The organism is Methylocystis silviterrae (assembly GCF_013350005.1).
Taxonomy (GTDB): Bacteria; Pseudomonadota; Alphaproteobacteria; order Rhizobiales; family Beijerinckiaceae; genus Methylocystis; species Methylocystis silviterrae.
In genome coordinates this window covers 202,670-216,312 of record NZ_JABVWW010000003.1, presented here as the reverse complement: position 1 = coordinate 216,312, position 13,643 = coordinate 202,670, and the positions used below count along the sequence as shown (strand labels likewise).

Genomic DNA, 13,643 nt, shown 5'->3' with positions numbered 1-13,643 from the left:
TTTACGACCCGCTTCATTGCCGCTGGAAACGCAAGCCGCCGAAGGCATGCCTCGACGGTGCTGGACTGTCGCAGAAGTCGAAGAGATGGTGCGCGTTGGCATTATCGACGAAGACGAAAGATTCGAGCTGATCGGCGGGGAGGTTGTGCCCATGTCGCCCAAGGGCGCTCGGCATGAGTGGATTAAGATTGAGCTGAATCGATTTTTGCAACGTGTTGCGCCAGCCCATCTTACCATCGCGCAGGAATCCACGCTGCGTCTTGACGCGCGCACGTTCGTCGAGCCTGACTTTTGTGTCTTTCGTCGCGATCTCGACCTTAAGGCGCTCGACGGCCCCGCCGTCTTGCTTGCCGTTGAAGTCGCGGATTCGAGCCTCAATTACGACAAGGGCCGCAAGATCGGCATTTATGCGGCGTATGGCGTTCGTGAGGTGTGGGTCGTCGACGCCATTCGCGCAACAATCTGGGTCCATCGCAGGTTGGGCGCCAGCGGCTACGCCGAGATCGCGGAACTTTCCTCAAGTGAGCTTGCGACGCCGATGCTCGCGCCGGAACTCGCCGTCCGCCTGTCGGACCTCGGCATAGCGCCGACGTCGGACGAAGCCTAACTTCCGTCCCGCTCAATCCGAGAATTCCTCTTCGTATCCGGCATCGTCGCGTAGACGATGAGCGAGATGAAGATCGCGGCGCTCGCGTAGTAAAAGAACCAGCTCTCATGGCCATGCGCCTTGAACCAGAGCGCCACATATTCCGCCGAGCCGCCAAAAACGGAAACTGTAGCCGCATAAGGCAAAGCGACGCCGGTGACGCGGATCGCCGCCGGAAACAGTTCGGCCTTCACCACGGCGTTGATCGAGGTGTAGAGCGCGACGATCAGCCAGGCGCAGCAGATGAGCGCAAAGGCGATCCATGCGGAGCGCGCATTCTGAATGGCTGTCAGCAGCGGCGCGGTGAAGATCGTTCCCAGCACGCCGAAGGCGATGAGCATCGGGCGACGGCCGACGCGATCCGACAAGGCGCCGTAGATCGGTTGCAGACAGAGCGCGAAGAGAAGCGAGCCGGCCGCAATCCACGTCGTCTCAGCGTCGCTCAGCCCGACGGAGAGCTTCAAGAATTTCTGCATGTAGGTCGTATAGACATAGAAGGCGATGGTGCCGCCGAGCGTCAGTCCGACGACCGTCGCCGTCTCGCGCTTATGCGCGAGGAGCGCGCTGAGCGATCCGCGCCGCCGCTCGGCGCGGGAGGCTTTGAAGGCGGGCGTTTCTGCAAGATCGCGGCGCATATAGAGCGCCACGATGGCGAGCAGCGCGCCGAAGGCGAAAGGGATGCGCCAGCCCCAGTCGCGCAGCGCCTGAGCGTCGAGCGCGACATTCTGCAGGATGAGCAGCACGCAAAGCGCCAGCAGCTGGCCGGCGATCATCGTCACATATTGAAAGCTCGAATAGAAACCGCAGCGCTCGGGATGCGCCATCTCGGCGAGATAGGTCGCGCTCGAACCATATTCGCCGCCAAGACTGACGCCCTGAACGAGACGCGCGAAGAGCAGCGTCGCCGGCGCGCCGACGCCGATCGTCGCATAGGTCGGCGCGAGCGCGATGAGGAGCGAACCCAGACACATCAGCAGCACCGAGAGCATCAGCGCGGCGCGCCGGCCGCGCCCGTCCCCGATCCGTCCGAAGACATAGGCGCCGATCGGTCGCATCAAGAAACCAAGCGCAAAGACGCCGGAGGCCGACATCATCTGCGCGAGCGGGTCTTCGCCAGGAAAGAATGAGTCGGCGAAATAAAGCGAAAAAGCCGAATAGACGTAAAAGTCGTACCATTCGACGAGATTGCCGACGGAGCCGATCAATATCGCCCGCAGTCGCGCCGCTTCGTTTTCAAGATCGATCGCCGCGTCATGCATGTTTTCTTCAGACCAGTTGGCTGGCGACGTTCACCATCAGCGCGAGGATCGTGGTGTTGTAGAAGAAAGCGACGATGCCATGCGTCGCGACCAGCAGTCTCATCGGCGACGAGCAGGTTTCGATGTCGGCGGTCTGAAAGGCGACGCCGATGACGTAGGAAAAATACAGGAAGTCGATGTATTGCGGCATCCTGGTGTTGGGGAAATGCAGTCCGCCTCGCGCCGTCGGCGGCTCGTCCGGATCATGCTCTTCCTCGAAGTAAAATTCATGCGCATAGTGAAAGGCGAAGGTCAGGTGCAGGAACAGCCAGGAGTTCAGCACCGTGACGATGGTGAGCGCGACGGCCGCCCCCCTTTCCCAGCCTTCCATTGACTTCACCGAACCAAGCTCGACGACGACGGCTCCAAAGGAGGCGGTGGCGATCGCGGTCGTGAGCAACAGCATGACGAAGCGGCCCTCGTCGAGATGCTGGGCGCGTTCGCGGATCGTATCGTGAGTGGCGCGGGCGATGAGCAGGTAGACGAGAACGAAATAGCAGAGCGCGACGGCGTTCCATGCGACGAGCGCGCGTGCGACCGGCTGCATCGCCTGCGGCAGAAGAAATCCGACGACGACGCCGAAAGCGAAACTGAGAAAGAGCTGCGGGCGCGCGCGAATAACACGAAACGGCGCCAAAATGGCCGAGGCGCGCCGACGGCTCCTTAACGCTCGGGGCATCGGCGCGATTCCTCAGTTGCGCCGCGCAGCGACGAAACGGGCGGCCTCCGCCAGAATGTCGGTTCCCTCCCCCAGTCCTGCTTCGCGCAGCGCCGCCGTCGCTTCCGCGACCAGCGAGTCCCGCCGCGCGCGCGCGGCGTCGAGACCGAGAAGACCGACAAGAGTCGCCTTGCCGCGTTCGGCGTCTTTGCCGGCGCGCTTGCCAAGCGCCGCGCTGTCGCCCTCTGCGTCAAGAATGTCGTCCGCGATTTGAAAGGCCGCGCCGAGCGCTTCGCCATAGCGCGTCAGCGCACGCGCCTGCGATACTGAAGCGCCGCCGAGGATGCCTCCGGCGTCGACGGCGAAACGTAACAGAGCGCCCGTCTTCATCGCCTGCATCTGCAAGGTCGCTTCGAGCGTGAGCGGCGTCGCCGCGGTTTCAGCGGCAAGGTCGAGCGCCTGTCCGCCGACCATCCCGCCAAGCCCCGCCGCACGCGCCAAAGCGAGCACCAGCGCCGCGCGCACGCCAGCGTCTTGATGCGTCTTCGGATCGGCGACGACATCGAACGCGTAGGTCAAGAGCCCGTCGCCCGCGAGGATCGCCGTCGCCTCGTCGAAGGCCTTATGAGTCGTCGGCCGGCCGCGGCGCAGATCGTCATCGTCCATCGCCGGCAGATCGTCGTGGACGAGCGAATAGCAATGAATCATTTCAAGCGCGCAGGCGGTGCGCAGCGCCGCTTCGCCGACGACGCCAAAGAGTCGCGCGGATTCGATGACGAGAAAGGGCCGCAGCCGCTTGCCGCCGCCGAGCGAAGAATAGCGCATCGCTTCGAGAAGGCGCGCGGGCCGGGCGATCTCGCCGGGAAGCGGCGCAGGCGCGAGCAGCGCGTCGAGCGCAGATTCTGTGGCGTCGGCGGCGGCGTCGAGACGGCGTCGGAATTCCTCGGCGCATGCGGCTGCATCCATGAGAGCGATGTCCTTAAAAGCAAACGACAGTGGCTGCTAGCAAATTTACGGTCCAACCCCAAGGGCGCCGTGCGCGCTCCTTTATGGCGAAAACTCGTCGCGTTTCGGGCTTTTCCTCAGCGGCGAACGCCTGAATGTCGCACGATGTTGTATTTTTGCGACAGTCATTGCACAGAGCATTTATTAAACTCCGCCCGACGCCAATGCGGCTTGTGGCATCCCCAAGCGGTCGTCGGCCGCGGCGTCGTAAAGACTCTCGCGGCGCGCATGCGATCGGACTGGTCCGTCGCCGCTTCGCCTGGATGCGGATGATCCAGCGTCACCCTAGGAGAAACGCATGAAGAAAGTTCTGCTGCTGACGACCGCCCTCATGGCGGCCGCGCCGCTTACGGCGTGCAACACGCCCGGTGAACGCGCGGCAGGCGGCGCCGTGATCGGCGGACTTGGCGGCGCGGGCATCGGCGCGCTCGCGTCCGGCGGACGCGCCGGCGGCACGCTCGCCGGCGCGGCGATCGGCGCGGCCGGCGGCGCCATCGTCGGCGCGGCGACCGCTCCGCCGCGGCGCTGCGCGAAATGGGGCTGGGACTATTACGGCAACCGCGTCTGCGTCGCTTTCTATAACTACTAAGAGCGCGACAAATTTTTTTAAACCGCAGGCGCTTGCCTGCGGTTTTTCTTTTCTTTTCTGCCCACGCGATCGCCACGCTCTGGGCGCGACGCTTCTTGATCTTGGAGTTGAGACCGCTAATTTGAGGCGAGCGGCGCCGCCTGGAGAGAGTTCATGCCAGAAGGCTTAACCAGACTGATGATTATAGGGGCGATCGGTTTCTTTCTCGGCGCCGCGATCGTCGGCTATTACTCAGGCTGAAATTCTTCAACTCAGCTTGAAGGATGCGCCCGGAAACCAAAGCGCGCGGGCGCGCTTCGGGATACAGTCGCGAAGCCAAAAGCGCTGATATCATCAGATGTGGCCGCAAGGACACATCGAAACCACAAAATGTTTTGGAAAGGCGTCTTTGTGTTGCGCGCCGATTGACTGGGCCTCTAAAGCCACGTCGAAGCTGGCAGGGAAATTTCCTGTTTTTCCACTGGCTTGGGGTGCGCGATGAAAAAGGCGATTGTCTGTGCGGCGAAATTTCATGTCGCTCTGACGATCGGCTCCGCATGTGTGCCAGGACTTTCCTTCGCGCAGAGCGCCGAGACGCCTTCCGTCCCCTTTCCCATTTGGACCGGCTTCTATGCGGGCGTGAACATCGGCGGCGGATGGGGCGCCGACGCCCGCAACGGCAATATCTGGCGACCAGACGGCTTGAACGGCGGTGTGACCAACAGCCTCACCGCGCTCGGCGCTGGCGGCGGCGTCAACGGCGGCGGCCAGATCGGTTACAGTTACGCGCTCTCGCCCCTGGCGGTCATAGGCGCGGAAGCCGATCTTCAGGGCGCGAGCCTGCTGTCCGGCAGCGGCCTCTCCCCTGGCTATTTGCAGAACAGCAATGGCGCGGTCAGCTACGTCCCGGGATGGCTCGGCGGCGGCGTTTCCATTCACTGGTTCGGAACGGCGCGCGCGCGCATCGGCGTCACCCCCCTGCCGACGCTCTTGTTGTATGGCACGGGCGGTTTTGCCTACGCCGAGGTCGAGAACGCTTACGGCGGCTCTCTGGGCAATCAGGTCTCCGCCGTAAGGACCGGCTGGACGGCGGGCGGCGGCGTCGAATGGATGTTCATGCCGAATTGGTCGGTCAAGGCTGAATATCTCTATACCGACGTTTCCGGCGACAGTGGCGCATACAGCGGCGTTTATGGAAGCGCCAGCAACCGCACGCGGTGGAACACGCTGCGCACGGGGGTGAATTACCATTTCGACTGGGGCGCGCCTCCGGCGGTCGCGCGCGTCGACGCGGAAAGCGCGTCGACGTCTCTTGTGCCTAAGTCCGCACTATCGATTGGCGTCGGCGGCAATCTCAATCTAGCGACGTTTGAGCAGCAGAATCTTTATTGGGCCGGAACCTCAAATAACATTGATAGGCTGGGACGGCTTTTCGGCTATGGCTTCGCGGGATGGAACACGGGCGTCAATCTGACTCCTCAAGTCCGATTAGCGCCGATTGGGCAGATCAACTACTTCAATCACTTTGAAGGGACCAACTGGCTCTGGGGCTCTAAGTTTTCCTATACGTATTTGGATTCGAAATCCTCGCGGTCCAACGTGCTCATCCCTCAGTTTGGCGCGTTTAACGTCACGCTCGACGGCCAAAATAACAATTTCGATAGAGAATTTAATTTCTTCGGGACGGGCTATCTTCAGTCCTATCAGACGAGCATAAACCATCAGCTCGTTCTGACGCCCTTTATCGGGCGCGCATTCTCGAACGGGTTCCTCTATCTCGGCGCGGGCCCGTCCCTCTCCCAAATTCGAACAAATCTGAATAATTTGACTGGCTATCGCAATTCGCAGGGCGCGCCGATCAATCAAACCGCGCTTCCCGCGAATTATCAAAATTCCCATTGGGTGTGGGGCGCGGCCGCGACGGCTGGCGTCACCTATTTCCTGACGCCGTCCTGGTTTGTCGATATCAACTATACGTTCTCCCAGACAAGAAGCACGACCAGCTACTATCTGGCCTGGTACGCCGCGCCGGTGCCCGGTTTTGACATCACCTCCATCGGCTATACGCCGGCGAGCACTTCGGGCGCGCTCAATACTCAATCATTCAACGCCTCGCTCAATTTCGCGTTCGATCTGAATGGAGGGAGCGCCGATCCGAATTAGCGCCGTCGACCCCTGCAGCGTTCCAGGCTGCGGAAGCTGGCGAAGAGTTGCGCGGAGAAGGGTTGTGCGGCGCAGAGTTGCGCGGCGAAGGAACGGCGCAGACGCGCCATAGGCGGGGCGCTTGCGCATGATGAGGCCGGCGGCGACGCGCTGCGCGCAGAAAAGGCAGGCGAGCTTGCGCGCTAATTGTTGGTTAACCATGTTAATCTAAATGAGTGCAGACGAGGCGCAATCAGGAGACGGAGCAATGGCGATGAGCAACAGGACCAAGATTGGAATCATTCTGGCGGTTGGGGTTCTCGCGGGGCTCTCGTCGGCGTTGCTGTCCCTGCTGCTTCTGGCGGTGGCGGGCTTCCTGATCGCCTGGGGCCAGAATCCCAAAGGCGTTGAAGCCTTTTTCGAAAGCCTTCCGTTTAGCGACTACAGCTCAAAAGCCTTCTCTCGCTTGAACTCGATCCTCTCGTAAGATCTCCGGCCACGGGGCGCGCCTCGCGTCGCCATCTGTCCGCTCGACAACAGGGAAAAAGCCTGCCGGACCTCTCTGGCGGGCTTTAGCTGCGTGGAAAAGACGACGCTTTCCGCGCCCGCATTTCACGTCGAACTGACAGACAAATTATTGAGCTGGTGCTGCAAGAGAGGATTGAACTCTCGACCTCTCCCTTACCAAGGGAGTGCTCTACCACTGAGCTACTGCAGCGCTTGATCGCCCGAAACGCATGAAATCGCGTCCGACGCGTTCGGCGCCTGTGTGCCACAGGGACGCGCAAGTCGCAAGCGCGCGCGCGTCCAGCCCAGGCGGCGGCTGAACGCACGCCTTCGCCGGACCACCCCGCCAAAACAGGTTGTGTTATAAAAAATTACAACTTAAGATTGAGCTATCGATCGATCATGTCGGCCCTTCACATCGAAGGCGCGTCGGCCGGGTCGGCGTCGCACGCGCCGCGACGGAGGATCAATTGATTGAGAATTATCTTTCTGACGAACATTGGCAGGCCGTCGCTTCCGTCCTTCCCGGAAAGGAAGGCGACCCAGGCTGTAGAGGCCGCGACAATCGGCTTTTTCTCGAAGCGGTGTTTTGGATTTTTCGCACCGGCTCGCCCTGGCGCAGCCTGCCGCCGCAGTTCGGCAAATGGTACACGATCTATACGCGCTATCATCGCTGGGACAGGAAGGACGTCTGGCCGCGGGTCGTGGCCGCGCTCAGCCACAACGGCAAATGCGATTTCCAATATGACAAATACGGGCTGCGCTTCGCGCCGTGCGATGAAATTGGCTTAGCCGAGCGCGCGCGAAATGATGCCGACGGGCGCCAGCGCGCCGCGGTTGGCCAATTGGTCGGAGCCTGAGACCAGCTACTGCTACTGCGATTGGCTGAAGGCCGCCGCCTGCGCAACGCGCACTTTGACGTCCAGCGTTTCGCCCGCGCCGCCCGAGTGCGCGCCGCGGATCGGCGCCGCGCCCAGATAGTCGAGCGCGACGGCGACGCGCACGTGATGTTCTTGCGGCGCGACGCCATGCGTGGGATCGAAGGCCACCCAGCCGAGATCCTCGACATAGGCCTCGGCCCATGCGTGGCCGGCGACCTGATCCTCGCCATCGCTGCCGAGGAAATAGCCGCTCACATAGCGCGCCGGCGCGCCGATCCCGCGCGCGCAGGCGATGAAGAGATGCGAAAAATCCTGACAGACGCCCTTGCGATGCTCGAAACACTCGGCCGCCGTCGTCGCCGAATGCGTGGCGGCGGCGTCGAATGTGAGCGACTCGTGAATCGCGCCAAGGAGCGCGTGAAGCTTCGCGAGCGTTCCGCTTTCCTTCGACGTCGTTTCGCGTGCGAAATCGCCGATCGCTGCGCTCGGCGTCGTCAGCGGCGTCTCGCGCATATAAAGGATCGGCGGAAAGCGCTCGACCGCGCCTGCCACGACTCCGGTCATGTCGAAGGTCGTCACCTCTCCTTCGACCACCGTGGAGATCGATTCGATCGGCCCATCGACAGAGAAGCGGTGAAGCGTATTGCCGAACGCGTCTTCCGACTGCACCAGTCGGCAATCGCGATCGACGTCGATGCGCCAGTCGACGACATGCTGCCCATCGTGATTGCGCGGCGACAGGCGAAGATGCTGCACGGCCATTCGCGGCGGCTCCGCGTAGCGATAGGTCGTTTCGTGCCGTATGCGGATGCGCATCTGATTTCGCTCAGAAGAGATATTGCTCGGAAATGAGCGTGGCCAGTCGGTTGTTTTCACTGATGAAGGACTGCACGAATTCATGCAGCCCGCCCTGGAAAACGCTCTCCATATTCAGCTTTTCGAGCTTGCCATAGACGCCGCGGGCGTGACGCTGCGACACGCCCTGGCGCCCGTGGGCGCGGGCAAGATTGTCGAGATTGCGCACGATCGACTCATAGCAGGAAATCAGCGAGCGCGGCATCTCCGGTTTGAGGATCAACAGATCGGCGACAAGCCAAGGCTTCATGCTCGTGCGATAGACCCAGTGATAGGCGGTATGCGCCGATACGGCGCGCAGAATGGCCGACCATTGGAAATAGTCGAGCGAACCGCCGACGATCTCCTTCTCGGGCAGCAGCACATGATATTTGACGTCGAGCAGACGCGCCGTGTTGTCGGCGCGTTCGATAAAGAGCCCGACGCGCGAGAACCAATAGGCGTCGTTGCGCAGCATGGTGCGATAGGCGCCGCCGTCATAGGTCAGCGACGTCTGCTTGATGACCTCAAGAAAGCGCGCAAGCTCCTGCGCGCAAGGGACGACGCCGCGCGATTCCAGCGCGCGCATTTCAAGATAGGCGTCGTTGATCGACTCCCACATTTCGATGGTCAACGCCGTGCGCACGGCGCGGGCGTTGGCGCGCGCCTGCTCCAGGCAGTTGCGGATTGATCCCGGATTTTCCGGCGCGAAGGTGAGAAACTCGATGACATTGGCTTCATCGACGGGACGTCCGGAGGCGTCGAACGTCAGCGCCGCGCCCGACGACAGCAGCACGCTTTCCCACTCGGTTTCTTCGCCGCCATAGGCCTTCGGCAGCGCGGCGAGGCGTCGCGACGCCTGAATGGCGCGCGCCAGAAAGTCGGCGCGCTCCATATAGCGGGCAAGCCAGTACAGATTGTCGGCGGTGCGGGAAAGCATCAGCACGTCCGTTTATGAGTCGTTGGCGATCATCGGTGGTCGTTGCGGCGTATGCGAGCGTCTTATCACGCTTGCCCCATCGGCTCCTCGGCGACCCACGCGTCGTCGATCACCCAGGTGTCCTTGGTGCCGCCGCCCTGGCTCGAATTCACGACGAGCGACTTCTCCGTCATCGCGACCCGGGTCAGACCGCCCGGCACGACGCGGGCGCCATTGGCCCCTTGCAGCACGAAGGGCCGCAGATCGACGTGGCGCGGGGCGACGCCGGTCGCCATCGCGATCGGGCATGTCGAGAGCGCCAGCGTCGGCTGCGCGATGAAATTCTCCGGATGCGCCTTAAGCTTTGCGCGAAACTCCTCGATCTGCGCCTTGGCCGCATGCGGTCCCACGAGCATGCCGTAGCCGCCGGAGCCGTTGACTTCCTTGACGACGAGTTCATCGAGATGGTCGAGCACGTAGGTCAGCGCTTCGGTTTCGCGGCAGCGAAAGGTCGGAACATTCTGCAGGAGCGGCGCTTCGCCTAGATAAAACCGAATAATGTCAGGCATGTAGGTATACATCGCCTTGTCGTCGGCGGCGCCGGCGCCCACTGCATTCGCCAGCGTCACATTGCCTGCATGATAGGCGCCCATCAGCCCGGCGACGCCGAGCGCCGAATCCGGCCGGAAGCACAGCGGGTCGAGGAAGTCGTCGTCAATGCGCCGATAGATGACGTCCACGCGGCGCGGGCCCTCGGTCGTGCGCATGTAGACGACGTCGTCGCGAACGAAGAGATCGCGCCCCTCGACGAGTTCGACGCCGAGCTTGTCGGCGAGAAACGAGTGTTCGTAGAAGGCTGAATTGTACTGGCCGGGCGTCATCAGGACGATCGTCGGATCGCCATTGGCGCGCGGCGGGGCGACCGAGCGCAAGGTCGCGAGCAGCTCATCGGGATAGTTTTCGATCGGCGCGACGCGATGCAGCGCGAAGAGCTCCGGGAAAAGCCGCATCATCACTTCGCGGTTCTCGAGCATATAGGAGACGCCAGACGGCGTCCGCGCATTGTCCTCGAGAACGAAGAAGCCCTGATCGTCGGTGCGCACGATGTCGACGCCAGCGATATGCACGTAAATATCGTAGGGCACGCGCCGGCCCGCCATATCGGGGCAATAGGCGGGGTTGCGATAGACGAGATCGGCAGGAACGATTCCAGCCCTCAATATCTCTCCGGCGCCGTAGATGTCGGCAAGAAACGCGTTGAGCGCGGTGACGCGCTGGATCAGACCTTTTTCAAGCGTCGTCCATTCGCTGCGCGCGAGTATGCGCGGCAGGATATCGAAGGGAATGAGCCGCTCGGTGGCCTCCTGCGCGCCATAGACCGCGAAGGTGATGCCGATGCGACGAAAAAGCAGCTCCGCCTGCTCGCGCCGCGAGGCCAGGAGTTCGGGCGGAGTTTCCGCGAGCCATTGCGAGAGCTTGCGATAAGGGGCGCGGGTGCGGCCGTCCGCTCCAGCCAGTTCATCGAACTGCGTTATGCGTGAGTCCATTGCAAGAACTCCCTCTTGGCGGCCCGCCTTTGTTTTCCGCGGCTGGCGGCCTTTTTTACAGCTCAAAGCAAGGACTGCGCCAATAGGCGCTGCGAAAATCTGTCACAGAGTTTTACTATTTGGCAAAGGATGATTCGCGCTGCGCTTGGTTCTGGCGCAGCCTTATCGCTATCCAACGGAGACGAAGTCGGCAAGGTTCTTAAGCGCGCATGCAGAGGCCTCGATCCTGCCCGACTTCGAGCGTCGCCGTCCCTCGACTTGGAGCGCCGACGAGCGCCGCCGCGCGCCTGTCTATTGTCGTCTCTCTTGGTTTTGCATTTTGCGCGCTGAATGGGAACGCGGCGCGCTGCGAGGACCGGCCGCCGGCCTTCAGCTGGGTCGGCATGTATATGGGCGCGAGCCTCGGCGGCGCCGTTCCTCTGCACGCCGGCGAGCGGCTGCAGGCGACGAGCGGCTTCGGCGCGCCCGTCTTCGATCTTTATCCGAGTGGCGTGACGCGCCCAGGCGTCACCATCGGCGTGCAGGTCGGATATAATTGGCAGCGCGGCCCCTTCGTCTGGGGTTTCGAAACCGATCTCAGCCTTCTCGACGGCAGGCGCGGCCCGCAGGGGCTTTTCCCGGCCTCGCCGGCCTATGTTCCCGGCCTTCCGGCGTACGCGCTCTCCGCCAATTCGAGCGCCAATTTCTTCGCGAGCATTCGCGGGCGGGTCGGCTACGCATGGGACCGCTCGCTCTTCTATCTGACGGGCGGCGTCGCGGCCGGCGGGGCGCGCGGCCCAGCGACGCTGACGCTCGGCGCCGGAGGCCCCGACGCCATTTTCTCTGCGCCCTGGTCACAGTCGTCGCGGATGAAATATGCGATCGGCGCCGGCTTCGAATACGCCTTCGCCGACAATTGGTCGGCGCGCGCCGAATATCTCTTCCTCAATCAGTCGCTGAACACACAGGTCTTCGACAATGACGCCGGCTATGCCTATGCGTCGCGCACACGCAACGAGAACCATCTCATACGGTTTGGCCTGAACTATCATTTTGGCGAGAAAAACGAAATTCTCGGCGAATTGCATTACGGCCATCATCCGCACGGCGCCGGTCAGAATTCCGCTAATGGCGGGAACAATGGCGCGCATAATGCGCCCGAACGCTACAGCGTTCACGCGCAGACGACGAATGTCGTCCAGGCTTATCCGCGGTTTCGCGCGCTCTATGACGGACCCAACAGCTTCCCTTCCGGCGGCAAGGCCAATGTCGGCTCCACCACCGATCTTTTTCTGGGCCTGCGCTTGTGGGACGGCGGCGCCGTCTATATCAACCCCGAGATTGACGCCGGCTATGGGCTCGCCAATTCGGTCGGCGCGGCGTCTTATGTCAACGCCGCGGTCGCCAAGGTCGGCCGCGCGGCCCCCTATATGCGCTTCCAACGTTACTTCCTGCGCCAGATCATCGGATTGAATGGCGGCGAGCGGCAGAGAGACCCCGATGTCGGCGCCCGGAGCGAAGTGCTGGAATCGACGCAAAACCAGATCTCGGGCAAGGTCGACAAGAATCGCATCGTCCTCACGCTTGGAAAATTCGCGGTCGGCGACGTGTTCGACGACAATGTTTACGCGCACGATCCCACGACCGGCTTTCTCAACTTCGCGTTCAACACGTTGGGCGCCTTCGACTACGCGGCCGACGCCTGGGGCTACACCTACGGACTGGCCGCAGAGTGGAAGCAGGACTGGTGGACGGCGCGCGGCGGCGTGTTTCAGCTCTCGACGGTTCCCAACGGCCTCGACATCGAGCCGCAACTCTTCCGCCAGTTCATGGGCGTCGCGGAATTCGAGGCGCGATATGATCTTTTCGATCAGCCCGGCGCGATCAAATTTCTCGTCTATGGCGACAACGGCTATCTGAGCAAAATCGATGACGTCATCCGTTACGCCTATCTCGCCGGCGATTTCCCGCCGCGAGTCGACACCGCGCGAGGGCGCGCCGTGAAAACCGGCGGCGGCATAAACGTCAGGCAGCAGGTTGCGCCGCATCTTGGGTTTTTCCTGCGCGCCAGCATGGCCGACGGGCGTTATGAGACGGTCGATTACACGGATATCGACCGCTCCGTCGCATTCGGCTTCGTCGCCGGCGGCGCGCTCTGGGGATGCGACGACGATGAGATCGGCGTCGCCGGCGCCTTCAGCGGACTACATGGTTCGCGCGTGCGCTACTTCGAACTTGGCGGAACCAGCGTCTACATCGGCGACGGCGCGCTCTCCTACGCCGGCGAGAAGAATATGGAGGCCTATTACAAGATCGGCTTCGGCAAGAATATCGATGCGACCCTCGACTATCAGCTGCTGGTCAATCCCGCGCATAACAGCGCGCGCGGTCCGGTCAATGTCTTCGGACTGAGATTGCGCGCAGCGTTCTGAGAATTCGCTTCGCTCGCAATGACGATCTCGACCCAGCGAACAGTGCGACCGGAACCCCTGCGATATGAAATCCCTTCGAACGGCTTGGCTGTCATTCCCGACGCGCGCGTAGCGCGCGATCGGGAATCCAGAGCAAGACCAGTTTCTGGATCGGCTCTGGATTCCCGGTCAGGCCTTCGGCCTGACGGGAATGACACGGCCCAAGCGAACGGATCAGCCGGAATCCG

12 protein-coding genes and 1 tRNA gene are annotated in these 13,643 nt (G+C 62.2%); 6 read left to right on the top strand and 7 right to left on the bottom strand.

The window, feature by feature from the left end; translation table 11 throughout:
- Positions 1-16: 16 nt before the first annotated feature.
- The gene (locus tag HUN39_RS04615; RefSeq protein ID WP_332310721.1) at positions 17-607 is read left to right on the top strand and encodes a Uma2 family endonuclease; all 591 of its coding nucleotides are present in this window, start codon (positions 17-19) and stop codon (positions 605-607) included.
- Here HUN39_RS04615 and HUN39_RS04610 read toward each other — a convergent pair.
- The 3 genes from HUN39_RS04610 to HUN39_RS04600 are packed head-to-tail and all read right to left on the bottom strand — an operon-like array spanning position 604 to position 3,568.
- Positions 604-1,905, bottom strand: coding sequence for an MFS transporter (locus HUN39_RS04610; protein WP_175093316.1), 1,302 nt, complete (start codon positions 1,903-1,905; stop codon positions 604-606). The two genes, HUN39_RS04615 and HUN39_RS04610, sit on opposite strands and share 4 nt — an antisense overlap.
- 7 nt (positions 1,906-1,912) lie before the next feature.
- Positions 1,913-2,623 (bottom strand): DUF1345 domain-containing protein, encoded by a 711-nt coding sequence (locus tag HUN39_RS04605; RefSeq protein ID WP_175093315.1) that lies wholly within the window; start codon positions 2,621-2,623, stop codon positions 1,913-1,915.
- Positions 2,624-2,635: 12 nt separating this feature from the next.
- Positions 2,636-3,568, bottom strand: coding sequence for a polyprenyl synthetase family protein (locus tag HUN39_RS04600; protein WP_175093314.1), 933 nt, complete (start codon positions 3,566-3,568; stop codon positions 2,636-2,638).
- A 337-nt stretch (positions 3,569-3,905) separates the two neighbouring features.
- Between HUN39_RS04600 and HUN39_RS04595 the strand changes: the two genes are divergently transcribed.
- The 3 genes from HUN39_RS04595 to HUN39_RS04585 all read left to right on the top strand — a co-directional run bounded on the left by HUN39_RS04595 (position 3,906) and on the right by HUN39_RS04585 (position 6,804).
- A complete protein-coding gene (locus HUN39_RS04595) occupies positions 3,906-4,196 on the top strand; it encodes a hypothetical protein (protein ID WP_175093313.1) in 291 nt (96 codons plus the stop codon).
- Between the two features lie 477 nt (positions 4,197-4,673).
- Positions 4,674-6,338, top strand: a complete 1,665-nt coding sequence (locus HUN39_RS04590) for an outer membrane protein (RefSeq protein ID WP_175093312.1) — start codon at positions 4,674-4,676, stop codon at positions 6,336-6,338.
- A gap of 253 nt (positions 6,339-6,591) precedes the next feature.
- Complete coding sequence (locus HUN39_RS04585) at positions 6,592-6,804, top strand: hypothetical protein (protein WP_232365905.1); 213 nt, start codon at positions 6,592-6,594, stop codon at positions 6,802-6,804.
- A 156-nt stretch (positions 6,805-6,960) separates the two neighbouring features.
- On the opposite strand, the gene HUN39_RS04580 is transcribed toward HUN39_RS04585, so the two are convergent.
- Positions 6,961-7,035, bottom strand: a tRNA-Thr gene (locus HUN39_RS04580).
- Between the two features lie 259 nt (positions 7,036-7,294).
- Between HUN39_RS04580 and HUN39_RS04575 the strand changes: the two genes are divergently transcribed.
- The gene (locus HUN39_RS04575) at positions 7,295-7,684 is read left to right on the top strand and encodes a transposase (protein ID WP_175093310.1); all 390 of its coding nucleotides are present in this window, start codon (positions 7,295-7,297) and stop codon (positions 7,682-7,684) included.
- Between the two features lie 12 nt (positions 7,685-7,696).
- Here HUN39_RS04575 and HUN39_RS04570 read toward each other — a convergent pair whose 3' ends face one another.
- The 3 genes from HUN39_RS04570 to HUN39_RS04560 form a co-directional block, all read right to left on the bottom strand.
- Complete coding sequence (locus HUN39_RS04570; protein ID WP_175093309.1) at positions 7,697-8,521, bottom strand: transglutaminase family protein; 825 nt, start codon at positions 8,519-8,521, stop codon at positions 7,697-7,699.
- A 10-nt stretch (positions 8,522-8,531) separates the two neighbouring features.
- Entirely contained in the window at positions 8,532-9,479 is a 948-nt protein-coding gene (locus tag HUN39_RS04565; RefSeq protein ID WP_175093308.1) for an alpha-E domain-containing protein, read from the bottom strand.
- A gap of 65 nt (positions 9,480-9,544) precedes the next feature.
- Positions 9,545-11,005 carry a circularly permuted type 2 ATP-grasp protein gene (locus HUN39_RS04560; RefSeq protein WP_175093307.1) on the bottom strand — a complete coding sequence of 487 codons (1,461 nt, stop codon included), beginning with the start codon at positions 11,003-11,005 and terminating at the stop codon, positions 9,545-9,547.
- Between the two features lie 209 nt (positions 11,006-11,214).
- Here HUN39_RS04560 and HUN39_RS04555 point away from each other — a divergent pair, with 209 nt between their 5' ends.
- Complete coding sequence (locus HUN39_RS04555; RefSeq protein WP_175093306.1) at positions 11,215-13,416, top strand: carbohydrate porin; 2,202 nt, start codon at positions 11,215-11,217, stop codon at positions 13,414-13,416.
- Positions 13,417-13,643: the final 227 nt, after the last annotated feature.